21 protein-coding genes, 1 tRNA gene and 2 pseudogenes are annotated in these 23,392 nt (G+C 62.3%); 6 read left to right on the plus strand and 18 right to left on the minus strand.

What is annotated here, in order from left to right:
* Together NKI67_RS02090 and NKI67_RS02095 are read right to left on the minus strand one after the other, a co-directional pair.
* Nucleotides 1-102 (minus strand): IS630 transposase-related protein (locus NKI67_RS02090; protein WP_352644496.1); only part of this gene is annotated, 102 nt, incomplete at its 3' end.
* Nucleotides 103-224: 122 nt separating this feature from the next.
* Nucleotides 225-473: a hypothetical protein gene (locus tag NKI67_RS02095; protein ID WP_352644264.1), complete on the minus strand. Its 249-nt coding sequence runs from the start codon at nt 471-473 to the stop codon at nt 225-227.
* Nucleotides 474-874: 401 nt separating this feature from the next.
* On the opposite strand from NKI67_RS02095, the gene NKI67_RS02100 reads away from it, so the two are divergent.
* The 3 genes and pseudogenes from NKI67_RS02100 to NKI67_RS02110 all read left to right on the plus strand — a co-directional run.
* Nucleotides 875-1,120 carry a type II toxin-antitoxin system VapB family antitoxin gene (locus NKI67_RS02100; protein WP_352644266.1) on the plus strand — a complete coding sequence of 82 codons (246 nt, stop codon included), beginning with the start codon at nt 875-877 and terminating at the stop codon, nt 1,118-1,120.
* Complete coding sequence (locus NKI67_RS02105; RefSeq protein ID WP_023678722.1) at nt 1,120-1,548, plus strand: type II toxin-antitoxin system VapC family toxin; 429 nt, start codon at nt 1,120-1,122, stop codon at nt 1,546-1,548. Before NKI67_RS02100 ends, NKI67_RS02105 begins: the two co-directional genes overlap by 1 nt.
* A gap of 157 nt (nt 1,549-1,705) precedes the next feature.
* Nucleotides 1,706-2,334, plus strand: a pseudogene (locus NKI67_RS02110) (IS5 family transposase); the annotation flags it as partial.
* 51 nt (nt 2,335-2,385) lie between these two features.
* Here the strand turns inward: NKI67_RS02110 and NKI67_RS02115 are convergent.
* Genes NKI67_RS02115 through NKI67_RS02145 form a run of 7 tightly spaced genes read right to left on the minus strand, consistent with a single transcriptional unit; the run spans nt 2,386 to nt 8,651 of the window.
* Nucleotides 2,386-3,177, minus strand: coding sequence for a sugar isomerase domain-containing protein (locus tag NKI67_RS02115; RefSeq protein ID WP_352644268.1), 792 nt, complete (start codon nt 3,175-3,177; stop codon nt 2,386-2,388).
* A gap of 36 nt (nt 3,178-3,213) precedes the next feature.
* The gene (locus tag NKI67_RS02120; protein ID WP_352644270.1) at nt 3,214-3,984 is read right to left on the minus strand and encodes a GntR family transcriptional regulator; all 771 of its coding nucleotides are present in this window, start codon (nt 3,982-3,984) and stop codon (nt 3,214-3,216) included.
* A complete protein-coding gene (locus NKI67_RS02125; protein ID WP_352644272.1) occupies nt 3,981-4,856 on the minus strand; it encodes an ROK family protein in 876 nt (291 codons plus the stop codon). The genes NKI67_RS02120 and NKI67_RS02125 overlap by 4 nt, the downstream gene beginning before the upstream one ends.
* Entirely contained in the window at nt 4,853-5,593 is a 741-nt protein-coding gene (locus tag NKI67_RS02130) for a PIG-L deacetylase family protein (protein WP_352644274.1), read from the minus strand. Before NKI67_RS02130 ends, NKI67_RS02125 begins: the two co-directional genes overlap by 4 nt.
* Nucleotides 5,590-6,423: a carbohydrate ABC transporter permease gene (locus NKI67_RS02135; protein WP_352644276.1), complete on the minus strand. Its 834-nt coding sequence runs from the start codon at nt 6,421-6,423 to the stop codon at nt 5,590-5,592. The genes NKI67_RS02130 and NKI67_RS02135 overlap by 4 nt, the downstream gene beginning before the upstream one ends.
* Nucleotides 6,424-6,425: 2 nt before the next feature.
* Entirely contained in the window at nt 6,426-7,358 is a 933-nt protein-coding gene (locus NKI67_RS02140; protein ID WP_352644278.1) for a carbohydrate ABC transporter permease, read from the minus strand.
* A 27-nt stretch (nt 7,359-7,385) separates the two neighbouring features.
* Nucleotides 7,386-8,651 carry an extracellular solute-binding protein gene (locus NKI67_RS02145; protein WP_352644280.1) on the minus strand — a complete coding sequence of 422 codons (1,266 nt, stop codon included), beginning with the start codon at nt 8,649-8,651 and terminating at the stop codon, nt 7,386-7,388.
* Between the two features lie 323 nt (nt 8,652-8,974).
* Here NKI67_RS02145 and NKI67_RS02150 point away from each other — a divergent pair, with 323 nt between their 5' ends.
* From NKI67_RS02150 to NKI67_RS02160, 3 genes are read left to right on the plus strand one after another with little or no spacing between them, the layout of a single operon-like run.
* A complete protein-coding gene (locus tag NKI67_RS02150; protein WP_352644282.1) occupies nt 8,975-10,267 on the plus strand; it encodes an ABC transporter substrate-binding protein in 1,293 nt (430 codons plus the stop codon).
* A gap of 43 nt (nt 10,268-10,310) precedes the next feature.
* Entirely contained in the window at nt 10,311-11,201 is an 891-nt protein-coding gene (locus NKI67_RS02155) for a carbohydrate ABC transporter permease (RefSeq protein ID WP_352644284.1), read from the plus strand.
* Nucleotides 11,198-12,070: a carbohydrate ABC transporter permease gene (locus NKI67_RS02160; protein ID WP_352644286.1), complete on the plus strand. Its 873-nt coding sequence runs from the start codon at nt 11,198-11,200 to the stop codon at nt 12,068-12,070. Before NKI67_RS02155 ends, NKI67_RS02160 begins: the two co-directional genes overlap by 4 nt.
* Nucleotides 12,071-12,633: 563 nt before the next feature.
* Here NKI67_RS02160 and NKI67_RS02165 read toward each other — a convergent pair.
* The 9 genes and pseudogenes from NKI67_RS02165 to fdnG all read right to left on the minus strand — a co-directional run bounded on the left by NKI67_RS02165 (nt 12,634) and on the right by fdnG (nt 23,129).
* The gene (locus tag NKI67_RS02165) at nt 12,634-12,984 is read right to left on the minus strand and encodes a hypothetical protein (protein ID WP_352644288.1); all 351 of its coding nucleotides are present in this window, start codon (nt 12,982-12,984) and stop codon (nt 12,634-12,636) included.
* Between the two features lie 120 nt (nt 12,985-13,104).
* Nucleotides 13,105-13,200: transfer RNA gene (locus NKI67_RS02170), tRNA-Sec, on the minus strand.
* Between the two features lie 123 nt (nt 13,201-13,323).
* Nucleotides 13,324-15,159, minus strand: a pseudogene (selB, locus tag NKI67_RS02175) (selenocysteine-specific translation elongation factor); the annotation flags it as partial.
* Entirely contained in the window at nt 15,156-15,944 is a 789-nt protein-coding gene (locus tag NKI67_RS02180) for a tetratricopeptide repeat protein (protein WP_352644290.1), read from the minus strand. The gene NKI67_RS02180 and the pseudogene selB, both read right to left, overlap by 4 nt.
* Nucleotides 15,931-17,352, minus strand: a complete 1,422-nt coding sequence (gene selA, locus NKI67_RS02185) for an L-seryl-tRNA(Sec) selenium transferase (RefSeq protein WP_352644291.1) — start codon at nt 17,350-17,352, stop codon at nt 15,931-15,933. Before selA ends, NKI67_RS02180 begins: the two co-directional genes overlap by 14 nt.
* A gap of 7 nt (nt 17,353-17,359) precedes the next feature.
* Nucleotides 17,360-18,280 carry a formate dehydrogenase accessory protein FdhE gene (gene fdhE, locus NKI67_RS02190; protein ID WP_352644293.1) on the minus strand — a complete coding sequence of 307 codons (921 nt, stop codon included), beginning with the start codon at nt 18,278-18,280 and terminating at the stop codon, nt 17,360-17,362.
* Nucleotides 18,281-18,394: 114 nt separating this feature from the next.
* A complete protein-coding gene (locus NKI67_RS02195; RefSeq protein WP_352451684.1) occupies nt 18,395-19,093 on the minus strand; it encodes a formate dehydrogenase subunit gamma in 699 nt (232 codons plus the stop codon).
* Nucleotides 19,080-20,030 (minus strand): formate dehydrogenase subunit beta, encoded by a 951-nt coding sequence (fdxH, locus tag NKI67_RS02200; protein WP_352644295.1) that lies wholly within the window; start codon nt 20,028-20,030, stop codon nt 19,080-19,082. The genes NKI67_RS02195 and fdxH overlap by 14 nt, the downstream gene beginning before the upstream one ends.
* 12 nt (nt 20,031-20,042) lie before the next feature.
* A complete protein-coding gene (gene fdnG / locus NKI67_RS02205; RefSeq protein ID WP_352644297.1) occupies nt 20,043-23,129 on the minus strand; it encodes a formate dehydrogenase-N subunit alpha in 3,087 nt (1,028 codons plus the stop codon).
* Nucleotides 23,130-23,392 lie beyond the last annotated feature (263 nt).

Raw genomic sequence — 23,392 nt, forward strand, 5'->3', positions numbered from 1 at the left:
AACCGACACCCCAAAATGTGCCGCCGCCGCACGCCGCGAGTGGCCAGCCTCGACAAACCGCACAACACGTTCACGCAAATCGAGCGAATAGGGCTTGGGCATGGCAAATCACCTCCTACAGGAAGTGAATCATGAACCACGCCTCACTGGAATCCCTCGCGATTCAAACTGAACGTCCGACGCTCTAGGTGTCATCAAACGGCACTTTTAATTGCGGGTGGCTGTCAATCCGGATCAGCGCGACAGCCGATGAGACGCGGATAGACGGCGAAGGGATCCGTCGAGGTAACCCCGGCAATGATTGTCGAGGCCGCCGAATTTTCGAGCGAGAAGATAGGCCGTGTTATCCAGTTCACCACGAATGGCAACACGGCTTCGTTGAGTTCGCCGGCGCCATCATGTGGAGGCAGCGCGTGGTTCAGATTGTTTATCCTCGCCGCCGGATCATGCGCTCGGAATGTTCCCAAGAGCATCCAGCCGTAGCACTCCCCGAGCTGCCCTAACGAGAGAGTTCGCTGGGCCGGGATTATGGCCGTTATGAACCTGACGCAATCGATGCAGCTGGCGCTGGCCTCGTCGGGCGCGTGGGCGGTCTATCGACATCAATCGGTCGCCGCGGATGTTGGGATGCGCATGCGTCGGCGCACGTAGCGTCGATACGCCTTGGGCATGTGGGCGTTGACAATGACATGGCCGGAGCGACGTGTTTCAGACGCCGAGCAATTCCAAGGACTGAGCACCAGAACCGAACCTCCCGACGGATTTTCGCGAGCTGCATTCCTCCCTCCCTCCTTATCAAAACCGCCGCTCGCGAATTCGCTGGCGAGTATATCTCCGGTGTGATATACATATATCACTCATGAGGATATACAAAATGCCGCTCTTCATTCGCGATCCCAACGTCGACGCCATGGCCGTCGAGCTGCAGCAGATTACCAACGCGCGCAGCAAGACCGAGGCCGTCAGAACCGCCTTGCGCCACGAGATCGAGCGCAACCGCGGCAGCGTCCCGCTGCGCGAGAGACTTGCCAAAGTCAAGGAAATGGCGCGGCGGATCGGGCCGGCCAACCCTGATTTCGATATGAAGAAATTCACCGACCAAATGTGGAGCGACGACTGATGTTCGTCGATGCCTCGGTGATCGTTGCCATCCTGAACGAGGAACCTGGCGCGGAAGAACTGGAAAAGCGGCTCGCGGCCGCGACCAAGCCGCTGTATATCTCCCCGCTCGTCCGGTTCGAGGCAGTCCAGGGTCTCGCGCGAGCGTCGGCCGAAGCCATCAAAAAGAACGCCAAGCCCACGGCCAACATGCTGGCGCAAGCCCGTGATACCGTCGACGCCTTTTTGATCGAGATCGCCGGCAAGGAAATCATGATATCCGGCGACATCGGCGACCGGGCGATCGAAGCCAGCATGAAATACGGCAAAGCAGTCGGGCACAAAGCCGATCTCAATTTCGGCGATTGTTTTGCCTATGCTTGCGCGAAGGCTCACCGGCTTGCCCTGCTTTACAAGGGCAATGACTTTTCACAAACTGATCTGGCGTAAGGCTTTCCAGGCCTTGCATCGCGGCGCGAGAGCCGATGGGCCCTTTTGCATGCTTTGGGCGAATCGTCGTCTTTCATGGTTAAACGCAATATTACGAGGAACGTTCGCTGCAGCACTGGTTTTCTTCGGCACGATCACCGTCCAGGCACAGCGGGCAGACGGCATCTTCTGGGTGCTGCGATCGGGTGCGCCATGGCGCGATCTGCCAGGGAGCGATACGGCCCACGCACCACCTGCTACAATCGCTTCGTTCGATGGCGGAAAGCAGGTGTGTGGGACCGCCTCATGGACGACATTACCAAAGCCCATGACGACAAAGTGCAGATGATCGACACCTCCGTTGTTCGCGTCCATCAGCAAGGCGCCACGGCCGAGATCATTGTCTCGGTCGTTCACGAGACGGGCTTACAACCAAAATCCGTGCTCTTGTCGACGCCCAAGGCAGGCCGATCAAGCTGCCGCTCACGGCAGGTCAAATGAGTGACATCGCCTACGCAGCGGACTTGATCAAGGATTTGCCCGAGGGTGCCATGCTGCTCGCCGACAAGGGCTATGATGCCAACGCCTTGCGCAATGCCGTCACCGAGCAAAAGGCATGGGCCAACATCCCGGCCCAAGGCCAACCGCAAGGACCCGATGTGCTTCAGCCCCTTCCTCTACAGGGCCCGCAACCTCGTCGAACGCTTCTTCAACAAGGCCAAGCAGTTGCGTCGCATCGCAACTCGATATGACAAGCTGGCAGAAAACTACCTTGCTGCCCTGAAACTCGTCTCAACTCGCATCTGGCTACGCGGTGATGAGTCTACGTCCTGGCGTTTTGCGTGCCCTCCCCGGTTGTCATTCGCCGCGCATGGTCGCCTGGAAGGTCGGCAGGTGCTTCTTCTGCGCCTCGAGCATTCTCTCGCGATAGACGCCATAGATGACGTCGGTGTCGTGCAGTGTGACGCCGGCAATTGTCGGCGAGGCAAAAACCGGCAGCTCGATACCGCGTTTCGAAAGCGCCTCGGCGGTGCGGGCGATCAGCTCATGCGCAAGGATCATGGCAAGCACGGTCGACGAACCGGAGACCGGCCGGCTCCAGCCCTCGACCGGCACGATGGCATCCTCGATCGGCGAGCAGGTGTCGATGACAAGGTCGGCGGCATCGGCAAGCCGTTTGCCGGAAGAGTGCGTCGCCGGCTTGTCGAGATTGTTCTTGCTAGTTATCGCAACGACGAAGATGCCGCGTTTTTTCGCATAAAGCGCGGTGTCTATGCCGGACGAATTGCGGCCGCTGTGGCCAAAGATGATGATCGAATCGCCTTTGTTCAGCGGCTGGTGGTCGAGGAATTTCTCGGCGTATTTCTCGGTCCGCTCCAGCCACAGAAGTTCGCGCACGCCGCCGGCGCCGAGCACGTTATGCCACATGACACGCGGGTCGGTCAGCGGATTGAAGCCGACATAGCTGCCGTAGCGCGGAAACACTTCCTGGACCGGCAACACCGAGTGGCCCGAGCCGTAAAGATGAACCAACCCGCCGCTCTCGAGCGTGTCGGCAAAGCGGCTGGCCGCTTCGCCAAAGGCTTCGGCATTGGCTTTCGAGGCCTGTTCGATGAGGGCGGCAAGGCGGGGTATGTAAAGATCGGACACGTCGGTACTCCTGTTATGGGTCGGCTTGGGTATGGCTCAGCTTCTTGCGGTTGGCGCGGCGCGACCGGCACGCAGCGTCGAGCGGATTTCATAGCGGTCGCCACGCATCACCGAGACGGTGAATTCGAATGCGCCACGCTCGTCGGTGGTGATGCGCTCGACCACGAAAGCGGGGCTCCCCGCAGGCAGATCGAGCAACTCGGCATCCGCCGCCCCGACCGCGCCAACACGGTAGTTTTCGCGTGCCGCGACCGGCACGATGCCGTAATGGCGTTCCAGCGCTTCGTAGAGCGAGCCCTGCAACAGGCCGGCATCGAGAAAGCCGGGCACGCGCGCGGCCGAGAGTTGCGCAGTCTGAATACCGATCGGTTCGTTGTTGCCGAGCCTGAGCCGCCGGATGCGCACCACCGGGTCGCCCTCCTCGATCTCCAGCGCTCCGGCCGCGGCGGCATTGGCGGTGGTCAGGCTGCAGTCGAGCAAGCGCGAGCCGGCGACCACGCCCATATTGCCCATTTCCTGCGTGAAGCTGGTGAGTTCGCGGGTGCCAGCGACCAGCGTGGTGGAGCGCACGAAGGTGCCACGGCCATGTTCGCGCCGTAGCAGCCCGTGCTCCTCCAGATTGCGCAGCGCATGGCGCAGCGTGATGCGGCTCACCCCGAACAGGGCGCACAGTCTGTCTTCGGCCGGAATCTGGTCGCCAGTCGCCCACTCGCCACTCTTGACGATGGCGCGGATGGCCTCTTCCACCTGATACCAGAGCGGCTCGGGCCTTCGGCGGTCGGGCAGCTGGAAGCTGACTTGGCTCATCTAATCTGCCTCCACTGTGCTCCGGCGAGACCGGCCAGCGAGGCGCCGACGAGACCGGCGCGGGAGCCGAATTCGCCGGACCGCAGCACGACATCGCGCAGATGCGGCGGCAGCTGACGCCGCAATGCCGCAAGCAGCGGCGGTCCGACCACGTCCAGCGCATCGGCAAGCCCGCCGGAAATCAGGACCGCCTGGGTGTCAAGCAGCGCGACCGCACCCGCCAAGGCAGTGCCCAGCCGGCGCGCCGGCAGCTCCAATGCGTCAAGGGCGGCCGTCTTGCCACTCCGGGCCGCCTCGACCAGCCTGCCGCCATTGGCCAGCCCGATCTGGCGCGCCGCGGCGTCGAACGCCCGCCCGGAAGCGAAGCGCTCCAGCCAGCCGCTGCGGTCCTCGCCTTCATCCTCGATGTCGGCGCAGGCCCAGCCGAATGAGCAGGCGCCGCCACGTGCGCCTGCAACGATGCGGTTGTTGGCCAGAACGGCGGAGCCGATGCCGGTGCCGATCGCCAGCAGGATGGCATCGGACAGGCCTTTTGCGGCACCTTCGACCGCCTCGGCCAGCATGGCGATCTGCGCATCGTTGCCAATGGCAACAGGCAGACGAGGAAACAAGGTCGCGACGTCGACACCATCGAAGTAGGGCAGGTTCGGAACCCAGCGGCAGATCGAGCCCTCCACAAGCCCCGGCACCGCCAGGCCAAGTGCCTCGACCGGACCGGCCTCGGCGCGCAAGGCACCGATTCGGGCGACGAAGGCATCAAGGCTTGCCGGCGCAGGCTCGCGGCTCAGCATTTCCAGCCAGCGAACATCGCCTGTATGGATTGCGGCGCGCAAATTGGTGCCGCCAAGATCGATGGCCAGAACGCGTGTCATCGAGAGCGGCTCCGATTGGCAGCCGGCGCGAACAGCCCGCTGCCGGCATGCCAGGATTGCGACGCTGCCACAAAACCCTGCGCGTAGCGCGTGCCGCGCAGGCAGCCGCGCAGCCGATACAGTGCGCTGTAATAATCGACATAGGGGAAACTGCTCAGGCCACGTGCAAGTTCGTATTCCTGCACCGCCTCGCTCCAGGCGTCGAAGCCGTCACTGACATCGACGAGATGCTCGGCACGAAAGCCCTCGTCGTCCTCCCAGTTCTCGCCGAACAGCAGCAGTTGCGGCGTGTGTGCGCCATGGTCGCGCTTCAGCGTTGGCAATGCCGCAAAAAAAATACCGGTCTGTGTCAGTCGGGCCGCGGCGCGATGGTCCTTGTGCCAGCTGCCATGCCAGTGGGTGATGACGATTTGCGGCTTCAACTCGCGCACAACATCGCAAACCTTGAGCGCCGTCTCGTCGTCGCAAGGCAAGAAGGCGTCGTGCAGCCCGAGACTGCGCATGGCAACGCCGAGCCTGGCTGCGGCCTTTGCGGCCTCCTCCTCCTTCTGGACGCAATAGTGCTCGGGGGCGAGGCTTGGATGGCCCTGCTCGCCCATGCTGAGATGCAGGAAGGTGACTTCGGCACCGCCTTGCACCACCGTCGCCGCCAGTGGACCGGCAATCACCTCGGCATCGAAGGCGTGCGCTCCGACGACCAGGATCGAGCGTGCGGCATAGACCTTGTCCTCGATCATTTCGCGCCTCCCCCAGAGCCAACGCCCTCGCGAATCTGGCGGGCAAGCAGACAGTACATGATCAGGATGGGCGCCATGGAGATGGCAAGCGAGGCGTACACCAGGCCCCAATCCGTGCGGAACTGGCCGACAAACACGCTGATCGCCAGCGGAACAGTCTTGTAGCGGTCGTCGAAAATGAAGATCAGCGGGAAGAAGAAGTCGTTCCACACGGCGATAGCGGTGAAGATGGCAACGATCGATACGGCTGGCTTCACCATTGGCAGCACGATCTGGAACAGGATGCGCGCCTCGCCGGCCCCATCCATGCGCGCCGCCTCGTCGAGCTCGGACGGCAGCACCCGCATGAAGTTTGCAAAGATGAAGACGGCGAAGGGAATGCGGATGGCCGAATAGACGAGGATCAGGCCGGTCAGCGAATCGAGCAGGCCAAGGTTGCGCATCAGCGTGAACAGCTCCACCGAGGCAAGCCGGATCGGCAGCATGATGCCGGCCAGGAACAGGCCGAGCATGATGCCGTTCCATCCCAGCCGGTAGCGGCTCAGCGGATAGGCGGCCATTGCCGACACGACAATGGTCAGGATCACCGCGCCGCCGGTGACGATCAGGCTGTTGACGAAATTCTGGCCGAGATCGGCGCGCGTCCAGGCCGCCACGAAATTGTCGAAGGCAAAGCTTTGCGGCAGGCCGAGCCTGTTGTCGTAGATCTCCGCCGTGGTCTTGAAACAGGAGACGACGAGAATGTAGAGCGGCAGCAGCACCGCCGCGGTCCACAAGACGAGCGCCGTCCAGCCGGGCAGCCGAGCAAGCTGTTGAGGAACGGCGAGCATATTCACAGTTGCACCGTGCGGCGGTCGAAGAAGCGCAACATCAAAAGCGTGCCGATGCTCAGGATCAGGAACAGCAGCGTGCCGAGCGCCAGCGCCAGGCCTATATCGGTGATACCGACCGCGCCTTCGGCGCCGAAAGCGAGCCGGTAGAAATAGGTCACCAGCGTGTCTGTGGAATAGCTCGGATTGCCCTGCACGCCTTGCATGACATAGACGATGTCGAACTGGTTGAAGGTGTTGATGAAGGACAGCGTCGTCAACGTGCCGACGGCCGGCATCAGCAAAGGCAGGGCAACCGAGACCAGCATGCGGCCGCTGCCGGCGCCATCCAGCCTGGCAGCCTCGAATATCTGGGACGAAATCTGCCTGAGGCCGGCGGTGTAGATCAGCACCGGCAGGCCCATCCAGTTCCAGGCGTCGACGGCGATCAGCATCACGAGTGCCGTGTGGCTGTTGCCGAGAACCGTCAGGCTGCCTTGATGCAGGCCAAGGCCGTTGAGCATCCATTCGATGGTGCCGCCGGGCGCCAGCAGAAGCCGCCACAGGGCGCCGACGATGACCGGGCTCAGCACTGCCGGGAAGAAGAAGACCGACTGGAAGAAGGCCGCCCCTTTGGCGCGCAGGAACAGCAGCCAGGCCAACAGCAGACCAAGGCCGTTCTGGAACAGCATGATGCCGAAGAACCAGGCGACGTTGTGCCAGAGCGCTCCGTAGAGCCGCCCACCGCTCGGGAAAACGAACAGGCGGGTAAAATTCGACAGGCCGGCGAACTCCAGCATGCGCAGGCCCCTCCAGACGAAGAAGCTGCCCCACAGCGACATCAGCAGCGGATAAAGGACAAACAGCGCATAAATGGCCAGCGCCGGCACGATGAACAGCACGGCCATGCGCTGCTGGGTGCGCTGAAGGCTGCTTTTGCGGCGACGGGCGATCATGTGCTGTTTCGCGCAGAGTGTGAGCGCCTACTGCTTCGGCTTGAACCAGCTGCTGACGGCGGCCTGCATGTCCGCCGCCAGCTTCTGCGGCGTGATGTTGCCTTCGACCATGTCGATGATCTCGGACTGCAAGATCGAGGAGGCCGTAGGCGTCTGCCAGCGGAAGCCGACAAGCGTCAGATAGGGTGTGGAATTCTTCGACATCTCCATCATCGTGGCGAGTACCGGGTCTTTCACGGTGACGTCGGTACGGGCCGGCGGCCAGCCCAACTCGTCGGCGAAGAGCTGCGCGAACGCGGCCGAAGCCATGAAGTTGAGCACCTTGGTCGCTGCCTCCTTGTTGGTACTTTCAGAGACCAGGCCATAGGAGCCGTCTGAAAAGGCCGAGGTGTAGAGCTTGGTGGCAGGATCGTCGGCGGGGAACGGGAAGATCGAGAATTTCAGCTTCGGGTTCTGCGCCTTGAAGCTGCCGTTCTCGAACGAGCCGCCGAAGAACATGGCCGCCTTGCCGCCGATGAATTGCTGTGTCGAGGTGGTGTAATCGACCCCGGCAAAGCCGTCGGAGAAATACGGTTTCAACTCGGCATAGCGTTTCAGGGCAGCCACGTAGCGCGGATCCTCGAAGGTCGCCTTGCCGCTCATCATTTCGTCGTAGAAGCCCGGGCCATAGATGGTCGGGCCGACGACGCCGACGCCGATCTCCAGCGCCCAGGCGGAGCCGTTGGCGCCGCCGGCGGCTATTGGCGTTATCCCCGCCCCTTTCAGCTTCTCGCAGGCGGCGACGAAATCTTTGTGGGTCTTGGGGATTTCGATGCCCTGGGCGGCGAAGATGTCTTGATTGTAGAAGACACCCATCATCGGCACCGAATAGGGCACGCCATAGATCTTGCCGTCGGCGCGGCCACGAGCGCCGCCCAGCGCGCTATCGGGCATGCTCTTCAGCTCCGGCACGCTGTCGTCGAGCGCGTCGAGATAGCTGCCCTCGATGAACGGCTGCAGTTCGCCGTAAGCCTTGAGCTGGGCGATATCAGGCCCGCGGCCGCCACGCAGCGCCGTGCTCAGCCGGTTCTGGTAGTCGGCGTCGGGGGTGAACTGGATGTTGACCTTAATGCCGGGAGTCTTGGCCTCGAAGGCATCGAAGATGCGGCGCATCGCAGCCTCGTCCTCGGTGCGCCAACTCCACAGGGTCACGGTGTCGTCAGCCTTTGCCGGCAGTGCGGTGAAGACCCCGGTGCAGACTGCGGCAAAGCCGCCGATCAGGCCGAGCGCGGCGCGTCGATGAATTGAAAACATACTCAGTCTCCCATTCTTGCCGATTGTCATTCCCACGGCGGTTCAAAAGCCGAGAGGCATAAGCTTTTCTCATCTCATTATAACGACATGACTTCGACCGCAAGTGCCTTGCACTATGTTCGGGCATGGCCGGCAGGCGAGAATCAGCTCGAACTGTATCAGAGAATTTGTTGTTTTCACAATGTAATCTCTCATGCTTTGTGGACCGCAGTGAGAAAACGCCGCAACACCGGCAGGAGCTCTCCACGAAGATAGCGCTTGCATCGTTGCTTCACGTTGTCATAACGTCATGGACATCGCTGTGTGGCTATGCGGAGGGCCGGATGTCTTTGGCTTGGATTTCGAAACTGGCGTTGGCTGCAGGGTTGTTGGCCTCGCCCACCATTGGTTGGGCTCAATCGGTCAACATCTCCTATCTGACCCACTGGTCGCCCGAAACGGTCGCTTTGCTGGACGCCGCGGCCAAGGACTACGCCAAGAGCAATCCGGATGTGACCGTCACCGTGCGCGCCGTCCCCTTCGGCGATCTCCTGACGACACTGCGTTCTCAGGGCGGCAGCTCGGACGGGCCGACGATCGGCGGCATCTATGATTTGTGGCTGCCCGAACTGGCGCGAGACAAGCTGGTCGCGCCGGCCCCCGATGTGGTTGCCGGCGAGGTCAAGAGTGCGTGGCCGGCCGGTGTCGTCAGTGCGGCCTCTGTTGGCGCCACGCTTTACGGCATTCCAAACGAGATCGACGTCTATGCGCTGAACTACAACAAGGAGCTGTTCAAACGGGCAGGCATCACAGCCGCGCCGAAGACCTGGTCCGAATTGAAGGATGCGGCCCAGAAGCTGACCAGGAAAGATGCCGGCCAGCAAGGCTTCGGCATGATCAATTCCTGGGCGGCGGGCGTCGTCCATCCCTTCGCCTCGCTGCTGGTCTCCAATGGCGGCGAGCTGGTCAAGGACGGCAAACCGATGCTCGACAGTCCTCAAGCCGGTGAGACTTTCCAGCTTTACGAGGACCTGATCAAGTCCGGCGCCAGCGATCCGGCGATGGCCACGGCCGACGCCAACACAACCGGCCCCTTCCTAGACAATTTCGTCTCCGGCAAGACCGGCATGATCATCATGGCGAACTGGTGGGAAAGCGCATTGAAGAGCGGCATGGGCGACAAGTTCTCCAATATCGCCACCGCACCCATCCCGGTCGGTCCGAGCGGCGACAAGCCGCACTCGATCTCCTATTCATGGATGACCGTCGTCAACGCCAATGCCGGTCAGGCCGAACAAAAAGCGGCATGGGATTTCCTGGTATGGCTGAACAGTCCGAAGTCCGGCAAGAACGGCGCATCGGCAATGTCGGATATTCTGATGTCGATGGGCATCCTGCCGACGCGGACCTCCGACATCGAAGCCCATAAGGACAAGCTCGGTTCCGAGTTCCTGTCCGGCTATGTCAGCGTGCTTGCCGACGCCAAGCCCTTCCCTGTCGTCCCGGGCGGCCAGGAGTTCAGCGAATCGCTGCAGCAGACGCTCGAGGCGTTGCAGTATGGGCAGCTCTCGGCCAAGGATGTGCAGGCGAACGCGCAGGCCGATGCCGTCTCGATCCTGGAGCGTGCCGCCAAATAGCGAAGGCGCTGTTTCGAGAGCCCGACGCTTTGGAAGCAGAGCGATGATCAAGACCTATCGTGCCTCGGCGGGCATCATGCTGGCGCCCGCCGTGGCACTGATCGGCGTTTTCATCCTGCTGCCGATGCTGCTCACCATCTGGCTGTCATTCCAGGACTGGTCGACGCAGACGCCTTTTTCCAATGCGAGCTTCATCGGCTTCGACAATTTTCGCGAAATATTCGGGCCGACCTCGGTCGGGCGGGATTTCAAGCGAGCGCTGCTCAACACCGCCATCTACACGGCATTGTCGGTGATGCTCATCCTGCCCCTTTCGGTAGTGTTCGGCTTGATGGTCCACCAGCGCGATGTCGCAGGCGGCACGGCGCTGCGGACCGTGTTGTTTTCCACCTACATGGTGCCGATGATCGCCGTGACGCTGGTCTGGTCGAAGCTCTATTCGCCGAGCGAGGGGCCGCTCAACCAGGTGCTCGGTCTCGCCGGCATCGGCCCGCAACTCTGGTTGTCCTCGCCAAGATCGGCGTTGATCTCGATCGTCGTCCTCAATGTCTGGCAGCAGATCGGCTATTTTACGGTGCTGGCCGTTGCCGGGCTGACCCAGATCCCGGGCAGTCTTTACGAGGCGGCGACGCTTGACGGCGCCAACCGGCGCGAACAGTTCCGCTTCATCACCTTGCCGCTATTGAGCCGCACGCTCTTGTTCAGCGCCGTCATTGCCATCATAAACGCCGTGCAGGTGTTCGAGCCGGTGGCGCTGATCACCCAAGGCGGGCCGGTCGGCTCGACCAACGTGCTGACCTACCATATCCGCCGAGTCGGCATCGAGCGGGCACAAGGCGGGCTGGGCTCGGCCATGGCAGTGATGCTGATGCTGGCGCTGATCGTCATTGTGTGTGCGCTGTTTGCATTCGCCAACCGGAAGGATGACGAATGAGCGCGCCGGGCCGCTCAGCATCGAGCCGGTTGGCGCGCAAACGCCTGGCGGGCCGCAGAGCGCTGCTCGCCACGCTGATGCTGCTGGTTGCCGTGGCCTCCGCCTTCCCGCTGTTGTGGATGGTGCTCTCCAGCCTGAAAACGCCGGCCGAAACCATGCAGGTGCCGCCGGTGTGGATACCGCGCACGCCCACCCTCGAAGCGTACGAGAAAGTGTCCGGCGTCATCAATGTCGGCCGCTCGATGTGGAATTCGCTGGTGATCGCCACGATCACCACCGCCGGCATTCTGGTCACCAGCATGATGGCTGGCTACGCTTTCGCCAAGCATCACTTTCCCGGCCGCTCACTGCTGTTTTCGGTGCTGATCGCCACCATGTTCCTGCCGCCGATCGTCACGCTGATCCCGCTTTACCGTCTCGTCGGATCAATCGGCCTGAACGCCAGCCTTGCCGGCATCATCGTGCCCAATCTCGCCAATGCGTTCGGCATTTTCCTGATGCGCCAGTTCATAGCCGGCGTGCCCGACGATCTGATCGACGCAGCACGGATGGATGGGGCGTCGGAACTCCTGATCCTGTTCAAGATCGTCGCGCCGAGCGTGGCGCCGGCAATCGCGGCACTGGCGCTGTTTGCCTTCGTCTATCACTGGAACAGCTATCTGTGGCCGCTGACGGTTCTACAGGGCAATGCACACGAATATCCGATCGTCATCAGCCTTAGTCGCCTGCTCAGCTACAATCGAGGCGCTCTCAACACGGGACTGGTGATGGCTGGCGCGACACTTGCCGTGCTCCCGCCACTGGTGCTCTTCGTCTTGCTGCAGCGGTTCTTCGTGGATTCGATCGTCGGCTCGGCGGTCAAGGGATAGCGTCGGCGGCACTGGCTATCTGTTTGTCGCGAATCTGATGCGAATGCCTCACAAAGTGAACGTCGGACGTACGTTGTTGTCACTTACCGAACAAACTCAACCACCTATGTCCTGGTGCATGGTCGGCCAGCTCGCCTTTCCGCGTACATCGCCTGTCAATGCCCAAATGCCACGCACCATTGGCTCAGTTAGCCGGATTCTGCCGGGTTTCGACACCAAAGAGGAAGTGCGAATGGCCATGCTGCCGCGCTCCGCGGGCGCCTGCTGATTGCTCTCTGTCTTCTTGCGCGCCGTTCCTGGCGCCGAGCGCCTTTCGTTCTGTGACATATCCCCTGGCTTGAGAGCGCGCGCGATCTCTAGGTAGCCGGTCAATTTGTCAACCTCGACGACATAAGGCTCGAATATGGCTCCTATGTCATGGGAGTGAACGCCTTCCGGCGTCCGCCCCCAAAGCAGCTGCTTGCGGCGGTGACCGAGGCGCCGGTTACCGCATCGTGTCGTCGGTAATAAAGCGACGTTGCGCTCTCTGCTTTCACATCCGGGTATGCCGAAAAGTCCGTCGGTCAAAAGTCGACCAGCGGCGTGTCCACGATCTGGTGCTCGAATAGCAACCAGAACGGCGATCCCCGGGATTCGGAGTACCAATGCTCAAAAATCGCAAGGGCCTCGCCGATATTGGTGGCGGGTTCGTCCTCGGGCAGCCTCGCAGCCTGGAACAACGCAAGCGCAACGGGGCCAAAATGCGTGATCGCTTCCGTGCGCGCCTCGCTGTCCGCATTCCAGCCGAGCCGCAAGCGCAGGACGGCCAAAGCGCTGGCCACGGCGATCTCCTCACTTTCGGCTGAGGCCACGGCGTCCGAGATCGCCTGCATGAGGTTGAGCCGCCTGAAGGCGAAAGCGCGCTCCTGTTCCAAAACCGCGATCTGATTGGCCGCTTGTCGCCTGAAGCTTGCCTCGGTTGTCCTGGCGGTCTCAGCCGTCGTTTTCAGGTCATTCAGAAAGGAAGCCGTCGGGTTCATCTTGGCTCACTAGGATGGCGGAAGAGAGTGGGAGTCGAACCCACCAGAGACCGACTCGCGGCCCCTCCCGGATTTGAAGTCCGGACGCCCCACCGGGGACGATGCTCCTCCAGAAATTTGCGCCATCGGCGGCTCACCCTCGCCTGTCAGGCGGAACAGGTCCAGCCTGCGCCTGTTCAGACGGCGCAAGTCTCCCCGCCGCAGCGTCACGCCGTGCCGATCGAGAAATTCGAGGATATGGATGGCGACCTTGCGTCCGCTGCCCACGCGATCGCGAAATTGAGCAGCGGTGAACTCGTCTGTGGGCATCGACGCAGCGAGGTCGCGCGCGATCTCCACGATCTGCGCCAACGCCTCGCGCTGGAAGAAGTGGTCATGAGCGACCTCATGGACCTTCCCCATGCGGCCGGCAAGCTTCAGAAGCCGCCGGATTTCTGTCTCCGGCGCGGCCAGCACCTCGGCAATATCCCACACTCTCGGCGGATGGAATCGTTCGGGTCCGCCGATGAGAGGCTGGATCAGCAGCCAGAGAGTTTCATCCTTTGCCGTCAGGTGCGCCTCATGACCGGGCAGCCGCACCCAGGCGCCGTCCAAGGCAACTTCTCCAGCGTGCGAAAGGCTCCGCAGAACTGCTATGAAAGAGGGAGCCGGCAGACGTGGATCAAGCCCAATACGCAGTCTCTCCATTCCTACGCCCGGCAAATCCGGATTGTCGGCATGGAAGTTCTCCAGGGTCGCGGCCAAGTCGCGCTTGAATCGCAACCAGCGCTCTGGCGACAGCACGAGAAGCATTTCTCCGACGGCAAAACGGACAAGCCCGAGTTGATCGATCAGGCCTTCCATCTCGCAGTCACGAAGCGCCCTGTCGCGCGCGAAAGCCTTCAGGTCGAAATAGTGGGGCGGCGCATCAAGGAGTGCGGCGGCGGCCAGTTCGGGCGCCAATAGCGCATGGGCATCGAGTTGGGCCAGCCGTTCCGGCGCGCGGCGTTTGCGGCTGGGCGCCCGCAGATCGAGAAAATGTCCGCCGCCGATGGTTCGCTGCGCGGAGGTGTCGCGCACCACGTAAACGTCGCCGGCAGCGGCCGCGATCGGACTGTCCAGCACCAATTGAACATTGGCCGTGCCGCCAGGCCCGATCGGTTCGTCTCCGAGGAGTACAATGCGTGCTCCCACCTCCGTCGCGGCATGGTGGAGCCGCACCGGAAACCATTGGCCGATCGGCTTGCGTTCACCCGGCAGAACGCGAAGGCTTGCATCGATCCGGTCCGACGGCGCGTGAAGCTTCGGATCGACAATTACGTCGCCGCGCCGGATCGCCTCCTTGAAAACCCTTTCGCCGGTCAGATTGAGCGCGCAGCGGTCTCCCACCCGACCACGTTCGGCCGGCCGGTTCTGGGCGTGGATCGATCGGACCCGCGCAAGCAATCCTGACGGGCTTACGACCACGTTGTCCCCAGTACCGAGAGAACCCGAAAGCACGGTGCCCGTCACGACGGTGCCCACGCCGCGCAGCGTGAACGAGCGGTCCACCGCTAGTCGAAAACGGCCCGAAACTGCACGCCGGGCAAGATGCGACGCCTCCTCGACCAAGAGATACCTGAGTTCATCGATACCTTCGCCTGTAACGACCGAGACGGGAATCAGGTGGGCCTCGGCAAGCATCGTCCCGGCAAGCACCGAGCGGAAATCGTTCGCCACCGCAGTGCGGCGCTCGGGTCCGGCCAGATCGCATTTCGTGAGCAGGACGGCGCCGCGCTTGACACCGAGCAGGTCGACGATGGCGAGATGCTCCCGGGTTTGCGGCATGACGCCGTCGTCGGCGGCCACCACGAGCAACACGAAGTCGATGCCGCTGGCGCCGGCGAGCATCGTGTGTACGAAACGCTCGTGCCCGGGAACATCGACGAAACCGATGCTATCCCCACCCGGCACCGGCAAATAGGCGAAGCCGAGATCGATCGTCATGCCGCGTGTCTTTTCCTCCTGCAAACGATCGGTGTTTATACCGGTCAGCGCATGCACCAGCGCAGTTTTGCCATGATCGACATGTCCCGCCGTGCCGACGATCATGATGCGGTCTCCGGCAACGGCGCGGCGGCGCGACGCTCGGCCTCGGCGGCATCGCCCGCGCTCAATTCGGCCCGCACCGCAGCCAGATAGCGGCGGGCAAGGGCGCTGCCGCCTGCCTCGGCACGCAGGAGCCAAACCAGCGCCTCGACCGCGTCAGCCGGCACGCCCGTACCAAGATGGCAGGCGGCGCCGAGCATTGCCTGCCCTTCGGCGTCTCCTCGCATGGCAGCACGGCGCCACCAGCGGACAGCCTCGTCCGGATCGCGCGGCACGCCGAGCGCATTGTGATAAAGCATGCCGATCCGGGTCATAGCGGATGCGATGCCCTGATCGGCCGCGACAAGCGCCCAGCGTCGCGCCTCGCCGGCATCGGGAGCTATCACTTCGCCCTCCAGCAGCATCCAGCTCAGCATATCCTGCGCCGGTCCGTCGCCAGTTTCCGCTGCGGCCCGATAGAGCTCGGCCGCCCGGCGAAAGTCCTGCTCGACTCCTTCGCCGCGGAAATAGAGCGACGCCAGGTTCCTTTGTCCGACAGGATCCCCTGCCTCGGCGGCGAGCGCCAGCCAGGGAAAGGCCATATCCGCATCACGCTCGACGCCGAGCCCTTCGGCGAAGCAGGCGCCGATATTGTTCTGAGCGCGGGCAACGCCCAGGTGAGCCAGCGGCTCCCATATGGAGAGAGCCACGGCATGATCGCCTCGCCGCGCGGCTTCGAGGGCCTCGGTCATGCGTGCGGCCACAGGCGTCTCGGCTGGGCGGCGCGCAAGGCGGTCAAGCCAGCGCATCGGTTCCTCCCAGATTTAAGCCGGCTAGATTGGCGATGAAGTTCGCCTCGTCTTCCAGGCAGCGCAAATCGAGCACGAGCGCCTGGTTTTCGATGCGCCCGATCACGGGAACGCCCAGCCCACGCAGCGCAGCCGCAAGCGCTTCGAGCGCCCGGCCGCTCCCTGAGCGCGGCTTGAGAGCAAGCCCGGCGCTTGGCACAGTTTCGAGCGGCAGCGCGCCGGATCCGACTTGGCTCCGGCACTCCACCGTGTCGACCGCAAAGGCTTCGCCCACGGCGTCAGCAACCAGGGGAGCAAGGCGCTTTGCCTGCGCTGCAATCTCCCTCACCGAGCGCGAGAGCAGCCTTAGCGTCGGCAGGCGCTCGGCCAGGCGGTCGGGGTCGCGGTAGAGCTTCAACGTCGCCTCGAGCGCGGCCAGACGAAGCTTGTCGACCCTGAGCGCCCGCTTCATCGGGTTGCGGCTGATCGCTGCGAGCAGGTCCCTGCGGCCGACGATGAAACCCGCCTGCGGACCGCCAAGCAGCTTGTCGCCGGAGAATGTGACGAGATCGGCGCCGTCGGCGACCGCCTCGCGCACGGTCGGCTCGCGCCCAAGGCCGTAGCGGGCTAGATCGACCAGCGTGCCCGAACCGAGATCATGGACCAGCGGTACCCCATGCGCCTTGGCGATTGAAGCGAGCTCGGGTGCTCGGATCTCGGCCGTGAATCCTTCGACCCGGTAGTTCGACGTGTGCACCTTGAGGATGAGCCCGGTCTCCGGGCCGATCGCCGCGACATAGTCTTTGCGATGCGTGCGGTTGGTGGTGCCGACCTCGACAAGCCTGGCGCCGGCGCGCGTCATGATCTCGGGCATCCGGAAAGAGCCGCCGATCTCGATCAACTCGCCTCGCGAAACGATCGCTTCGCGACCGAGCGCCAGCGTGTTGAGCACGAGAAGGACGGCAGCCGCGTTGTTGTTGACGACGGTTGCATCCTCGGCTCCGGTCAGCTCGCAAACGAGCGATCGAAGATGATCGTCCCGTTCGCCGCGCTCGCCTTTCTCGACATCGAATTCGAGAGCCACCGCTTCGCGCATCGCCAGCCGAACAGCCTCGACCGCCTCTTTCGCGAGGAGGGCTCGTCCGAGATTGGTATGCAGCACCGTTCCGGTCAGGTTGAAAACGGGACGCAGGGAAGAGCGTTCGCCGTCCCTGAGCTGCACGAGCGCGTCGCCGGCAAGATCGTTTGCCTCCGGCACGACGGCTGCGGCATTGCGGGAGGCCATTCGTGCATCGGCGACGGCTCGGCGAATGGCCTCCGTCGCGGCCTGCCGTCCGAAGCGCTCGATTGCGGCCGCCGCCAGCGGGGTCCTCAGCACTTGGTCGACCGACGGAAGGTTGCGCAAAGGGTTTGCCGATGAAGCGGTCATCGTATCCTCAATAGCCAACAAGGAACGGATTGAACGATCCGCGGCGATGGCCACCCTCGCGGACGAGCAGGTCGAGGCCGAGCGTCGCCACGTCGTCGGCGACCGGATCGAGAGCCGGATCCTTGTGCTGGTACAGGATCTTTACATAGCAGCCGCATGCATCGCAGGTCTCGGCCTTGACCGTGCCAGGGCCTCCCTCGATTTCCTGATAGCCTATCCCCTTGGTCGAGCCGCACAGCGTACATTTGACACGGACGTGGTTCCACAATGTTCCACACAGCGCGCAGACGCAGAACCGCGCCCCGTGTGCGCCGTGCCAACCGACGATGATCGAGGATACGGGCGGCCCACCGCAGGCCGGACAGGCGCCGTCGGCAACCGGAACCAGCTTCGAGCTGTCGAGACATGCCGCGAGGCGGGCAAAGTGAACCTGCAGCGCGGCCGCGACATAGACATGCTCGGCAAGCGCGTTCATTGGGATCGCATCGGTGAGCACATTGCGCACCATGGAGTCGACCCCGGACGCATCGATATTCGCCAGCCTGTCCAAGGCGGCTGCGGCCGCCTTGGGTTTTTCGATCGCGGCTGCCACTTCGAACAGGCGGCCGAGCGTCATTCCAAGGGCGGCATCCGAAGTGGATTGGTTGCGATCGAGCGGCGGCATACCGAAGGTTCGTGCGCGCTCGCGCGCCTCCGCGGTCGGCAATTCGATCTCCGGCAAGCCGTCCTGGATGCGGTGCTGCGCATCCGTCAGTGCAGAGAGGAAGCGGAGATAGGGGCCGAGCTGGTGGTCATCCGCCAACACATCCAATCGCTCGGAGCGGCGAATGAACAAGGTCCGCGGATCAGGCAGGCGCGCAAAGGGTGGAGCCGAGACCTCGCCGATTACAGTCGGGTCAGGGCGTGACGGATCTTGTTGCTTTGGCATTTCAACCTCACGAACCTCACGGGCCACGTGGTCGGCTTGATACTGCTCCAGAGCAATTCCACGAAAAGTGTATAACGGTTTTCCGTCCGGAATTGCGTAAAAACAAATACCCGCTCATTCGGCGGGATTCGATCCCGAACGTCCGTCCGGTTTGCCTGCGATCAGTTCACGCAGCCATTTGCGATGATGCCGCCAAGCCCAGCCGCCGGTCACCCGTCCGCGCGTCATGGCGGGAATGGTGCCGCGTACCCAGATGGCCGAATAGAAATGGATAATCCAGACGCCGATGATCGCCACGGCAGCGATCGAATGAACAAGCAGCGCCACCCGCTGCTGACCGATCGTGGTGTAAGCGGCGAAATATTGTTGCCAGATGACGATGCCGCTCGAAATCAGGATGATGATGAGGATCGACATTGACCAGAAGACGAGCTTCTGGCCGGCATTGTACTTGCCGACGTCGGGGACGTTGTCCTCGTGATTGGACAATACGTCACGGAAGCGTGCGAGCCACGTTCCGTCCTCGGGCCTCCACAAATTGGCCTTCCAGAACCGAAGGAAAAGCCCAAGGAAGCTGAAGAAGAGCAAGACGCCGATCCATGGGTGAATGAAGCGCGTGAACTGGCCGCCGCCAAACAGCCCCGACAGGAAGAACAGGCTCGGGTGAAACATGGCAAGGCCGGACAAGGCGAGCAGGATCAGGCTGGCCGCCGTGATCCAATGGTTGATCCGCGCGCTCACCGTGTAGCGGTCCACGATGACTGGCTTGCCGGGATGTACCTGCTCGTTCGGCTTCACGTCATATGCGGCCATCGTTGTCGCCTTCCGTCAGCTCTTCGGCATGCTCCTCATCCGTCTCGGAGACCCTGTTCGGTCCCATCACCAGATGGTGAAGCAGGCCGACGCCAGCCGCCACGCCGAGAATGGTGAGGCCGGCATATTTGGTCACGCCCTTCCACGCCTCCACGAGCGGACTGATCTTCGGCTCCTTCGGCAGACCAGAATAGAGTTCCGGCTGGTCGGCATGGTGCAGCACATACATCACATGCGTCCCTCCGACGCCGGGCGGATCGTAGAGGCCGGCATTCGAATAGCCGCGCGATTTCAGGTCCTTGATGCGGCCGTCGGCGTGCTGTTTCATCTCGTCTTTTGTGCCGAACACGATTGCCTGGGTCGGGCAGGCCTTGGCGCAGGCTGGTCCCTGGCCGACAGCCACGCGGTCGGAGCAGAGCGTGCATTTGTAGGCCGTGTGATCGACTTTGGAGATGCGCGGAATGTTGAACGGGCAACCCTTGATGCAATAGCCGCAGCCAATGCAGTTCTCATGGACGAAATCGACGATGCCGTTCGAATACTGCACTATGGCGCCTGGTGCCGGACAAGCCTTGAGGCAGCCCGGGTCAGCGCAGTGCATACAGCCATCCTTGCGAATCAGCCATTCGAGTTCGTTCGTCTCGGGATTGTCCCATTCGCTGTAGCGCATCAGCGTGAACATGTCCGGCGTCAGATCGGCAGGATTCTCATAGACGCCGGCATTGAAGCCGATCTCCGGATGCGTGTCGTTCCACTCGATGCAGGCCGTCTGGCACGCCTTGCAGCCGATGCATTTCGAAACATCGATGAGCTTGGCGACTTCCGTCAATTGCTGCTCGGGCGCGGGAACCGTCGAGGCAGAGCGGCGGATGAGGTCCTTGTCGGAAAAACGCGGTGCGGTATCCGTCGTCGAAGGATTTGGAAGTGGAGGAAACATCGCTTACTCCTCCTACGCTACAGGCCCGGCGATGGGCTCGATGTTGACAAGGAACGCCTTGTATTCCGGCGTCTCGATGTTGGCGTCACCGACAAAGGGGGTGAGCACGTTCGGGCCAAAGCCTTTCTTCGCCGCTCCCGTGAAGCCCCAGTGCAATGGTATTCCGACGATGTGGACGGTCTTGCCATCGCAGGTGAGCGGCCTGATCCGCTTGGTCACCATGGCCTTCGCCACAACGGAACCGCGCTTCGACCAGACGCGCACCCAGCCGCCTTTGGTGATGCCCTTCTCGGCCGCAAGCTGTTCCGAAATTTCCACGAAAAACTCCGGCTGCATCACCGCATTGGTGATGACGTGCTTGGTCCAGAAGTGGAAATGCTCGGTCAGGCGGTAGGAGGTCGCCGCGTAGGGGAACTCCTGCGAAGCCGATTCGGCGAACTGGGCCATATCGCCTTCGAACACCCGCGCTGCGGGGTTGCCGCGAACTTTGGGAGCTATCGGGTTCGCGATGGGCGACTCGAATGGCTCGTAATGCGCCGGGAATGGTCCGTCGCGCATCATGCCCCGGGTAAAGAGGCGCGAGACGCCTTCCGGATTCATGATGAACGGGCCTACTTGATCGGGCTTTGCCGTTGGCAAGATGTCGGGGACATCGTAGCCCGACCATTTCGTGCCGTCCCATTCAATCACCTTGCGGCTTGGATCCCAAGCCTTTCCGGTGAGGTCAGCCGACGCCCTGTTGTAGAGAATGCGCCGGTTGGCAGGCCATGAGAACGCCCATTTGGAATAGGCCCCGGTTTCGTCAGGATCGGTGGTGTCCCGCCTGGCCATGTTGTTGCCGTTTTCGTTGAAGCAGCCGGAATAGATCCAGCAGCCGCAGGAGGTGGAGCCGTCGTCGCGCAGCGCGGCGAAGCCCGGCAAGAGCTTTCCGGCCTCGGCCAGCACCTTTGTCGGGTCGGCCGTGTCGGTTACCCTGGCGAGCGCTCTACCATTGATCTCCTGGGCAAGCTCCTCGGCCGTCGGATCGCCGGGATCGGCATAAGGCCAGTTGAGCTTGACGATCGGCTCGGCGAAGGCGCCGCCTTCCTTGCTGTAGAGCTCTTTCAGGCGCAGATAGAGCTGCGCCATGATCCAGGTATCGCGTTTGGCCTCGCCGGGGGGCGTGCCGCCGGCCCAATGCCACTGCAGCCAGCGCCCCGAATTGACCAGCGAGCCGTCGTCCTCGGCGAAGCAGGTGGAGGGAAGCTGGTAGACTTCCGTCTGAATCTGCGACGGATCGACGTCGTTGTACGGCCCGTGGTTCTCCCAGAACCGGCCCGTCTCCGTGTCCAACGGATCCATGATGACGAGGTATTTGAGCTTCGAGAGGGACTCAATCACCTTCTTCTTGTTCGGAGCTGCCTGTAGCGGGTTGAAGCCCTGGCAGAAATAGCCGTTCATCTTGCCCTGGTGCATCAGCTCGAAAGCCCGCAGCAGATCGTAGCCCGGCAGGTCGAGCTTCGGCAGGTAGTCATAGGCGAAGCCGTTCTCCGGCGTTGCCGCGTTGCCCCACATTGACTTTTGGAAGCTTACGAAGAACTTCCTGTAGTTCTGCCAGTAGCTCATCTGGTTCGGCCGGAGCGGCTTGAAGCCTCGGGTCGACATGTAGGCTGCCAGATCGACCTCCTTCTCAGTCGGCAGCGTCAGATAACCGGGCAGCAGGTTCGACATCAGCCCGAGGTCGGTCAGCCCCTGGATGTTGGAGTGACCGCGAAGCGCGTTCATGCCGCCGCCGCGTATACCGATATTGCCCAGAACAAGCTGCAGCATCGCCATGGCGCGGATGTTCTGCGAGCCCTTCGAGTGCTGGGTCCAGCCGAGCGCGTACATCGAGGTCATCGCCTTGGTCGGAGACGATGTCTCGGCGACCATCGCGGCCACCTTCAGGAACCGGTCCTTCGGTGTGCCGCAGATGCGCTCGACCATCTCCGGCGTGTAGACCGCGACATGCTTCTTGAGAAGATTCCAGACGCAGCGCGGATTGGCCAATGTCGCGTCGACAACGGCAAAGCCGTCCGTGCCTATGTCATAGTCCCAACTGGACTTGTCATAGTCTCGCTTCGCCTCGTTATAGCCGGAGAAGAGGCCGTCCTGATAGGTGAAGCCCTCCTTGACGACATACGTCGCGTTGGTGAAGGCCTTCAGATAGTCCCATTGCACCTTGTCGTTCTGGATGCAGTAGTTGATCAGCCCGAGCAGGAAGGCGATGTCCGTTCCCTGGCGGATCGGCGCGTAAAGATCCGACACCGAAGCTGAGCGCGTAAAGCGCGGGTCGACGACGATGAGCTTGGCGCCGCGGTTGGCCTTCGCCTCTGTGACCCATTTGAAGCCGCAAGGATGCGCTTCCGCGGCATTGCCGCCCATGATGACGACGAGATCCGTGTTTTTGATGTCGGTCCAGGAATTGGTCATTGCGCCGCGGCCGAATGTTGGGGCGAGACTCGCCACCGTCGGGCCGTGTCAGACACGTGCCTGGTTGTCGAACACCAGCATGCCCGCGCTGCGGACCACCTTGTAGGTCGCGAACGCGGTTTCATTGGTCGAAGCCGAGGCGGCGAGGAAGCCGGTGGTGATCCACCGGTTGACCGTCACGCCGTCATTGTTCGTCGCGACGAAGTTCTTGTCGCGATCGTCCTTCATCAGGCGGGCGATGCGGCCGAGCGCGTCTTCCCAGCTTATCGGCTCGAACTTGTCCGAGCCCGGTTTGCGGATCATCGGATGTTGCAGACGGGTCGGCGACTTGACAAATCCGAGCAGGGCCGACCCTTTGGGGCACAAGGTGCCGCGATTGGTCGGATGATCAGTATCACCCTCGATATGGGTGATCTCGGCCGGCTCGCCCTTTCTGAGATCGCCCTTCGAATACAAGATTATGCCGCAAGCCACCGAGCAGTATGGACAGGTGTTGCGTGTTTCGGTGGTGTTCGCGAGCTTGAAGGGCCGTATAGCCGCCGCGTGTGCGGCCTCGCTATCGCCGAAGCCGAGGGCTCCAAGCGTAGTACCGGCGAAACCCGCGCCTGCTGTTTGCAGGAACGCGCGTCGAGAAAGATCGATGTTCATGGGTTCCTCCCGAAGCCGATGCCCCACAAGGCAACTCGAACCAACGGTTCAATCCGAGTAACTAGTCTCGGGCCAAATAAAATCAATGCCAAGAACGAGGTGCGTACGGTGCAGCAAAAGTGCCCCTCCGAACCGCCTTCCTGCAACAGGTTATGCCCGCAAATCGGCATTGTGTATTATTGTTGAATATTCTTGTCATCTTTTCGTGACCGCGACTGCGATTGACGAAAACGAACGCATTACCATACAGTAAAGCGTGGTGA

This window comes from Mesorhizobium sp. M0408 (genome assembly GCF_040321495.1).
Taxonomy (GTDB): Bacteria; Pseudomonadota; Alphaproteobacteria; order Rhizobiales; family Rhizobiaceae; genus Mesorhizobium.

What these genes read in the sequence shown, in the direction of transcription:
- NKI67_RS02095 (WP_352644264.1), bottom strand. Translation starts at nt 473, where the DNA reads ATGCTCTTGGGAACATTCCGAGCGCATGATCCGGCGGCGAGGATAAAC.
- NKI67_RS02100 (WP_352644266.1), top strand. Translation starts at nt 875, where the DNA reads ATGCCGCTCTTCATTCGCGATCCCAACGTCGACGCCATGGCCGTCGAG.
- NKI67_RS02105 (WP_023678722.1), top strand. Translation starts at nt 1,120, where the DNA reads ATGTTCGTCGATGCCTCGGTGATCGTTGCCATCCTGAACGAGGAACCT.
- NKI67_RS02120 (WP_352644270.1), bottom strand. Translation starts at nt 3,984, where the DNA reads ATGAGCCAAGTCAGCTTCCAGCTGCCCGACCGCCGAAGGCCCGAGCCG.
- NKI67_RS02125 (WP_352644272.1), bottom strand. Translation starts at nt 4,856, where the DNA reads ATGACACGCGTTCTGGCCATCGATCTTGGCGGCACCAATTTGCGCGCC.
- NKI67_RS02130 (WP_352644274.1), bottom strand. Translation starts at nt 5,593, where the DNA reads ATGATCGAGGACAAGGTCTATGCCGCACGCTCGATCCTGGTCGTCGGA.
- NKI67_RS02135 (WP_352644276.1), bottom strand. Translation starts at nt 6,423, where the DNA reads ATGCTCGCCGTTCCTCAACAGCTTGCTCGGCTGCCCGGCTGGACGGCG.
- NKI67_RS02140 (WP_352644278.1), bottom strand. Translation starts at nt 7,358, where the DNA reads ATGATCGCCCGTCGCCGCAAAAGCAGCCTTCAGCGCACCCAGCAGCGC.
- NKI67_RS02145 (WP_352644280.1), bottom strand. Translation starts at nt 8,651, where the DNA reads ATGTTTTCAATTCATCGACGCGCCGCGCTCGGCCTGATCGGCGGCTTT.
- NKI67_RS02150 (WP_352644282.1), top strand. Translation starts at nt 8,975, where the DNA reads ATGTCTTTGGCTTGGATTTCGAAACTGGCGTTGGCTGCAGGGTTGTTG.
- NKI67_RS02155 (WP_352644284.1), top strand. Translation starts at nt 10,311, where the DNA reads ATGATCAAGACCTATCGTGCCTCGGCGGGCATCATGCTGGCGCCCGCC.
- NKI67_RS02160 (WP_352644286.1), top strand. Translation starts at nt 11,198, where the DNA reads ATGAGCGCGCCGGGCCGCTCAGCATCGAGCCGGTTGGCGCGCAAACGC.
- NKI67_RS02180 (WP_352644290.1), bottom strand. Translation starts at nt 15,944, where the DNA reads ATGCGCTGGCTTGACCGCCTTGCGCGCCGCCCAGCCGAGACGCCTGTG.
- selA (WP_352644291.1), bottom strand. Translation starts at nt 17,352, where the DNA reads ATGACCGCTTCATCGGCAAACCCTTTGCGCAACCTTCCGTCGGTCGAC.
- fdhE (WP_352644293.1), bottom strand. Translation starts at nt 18,280, where the DNA reads ATGCCAAAGCAACAAGATCCGTCACGCCCTGACCCGACTGTAATCGGC.
- NKI67_RS02195 (WP_352451684.1), bottom strand. Translation starts at nt 19,093, where the DNA reads ATGGCCGCATATGACGTGAAGCCGAACGAGCAGGTACATCCCGGCAAG.
- fdxH (WP_352644295.1), bottom strand. Translation starts at nt 20,030, where the DNA reads ATGTTTCCTCCACTTCCAAATCCTTCGACGACGGATACCGCACCGCGT.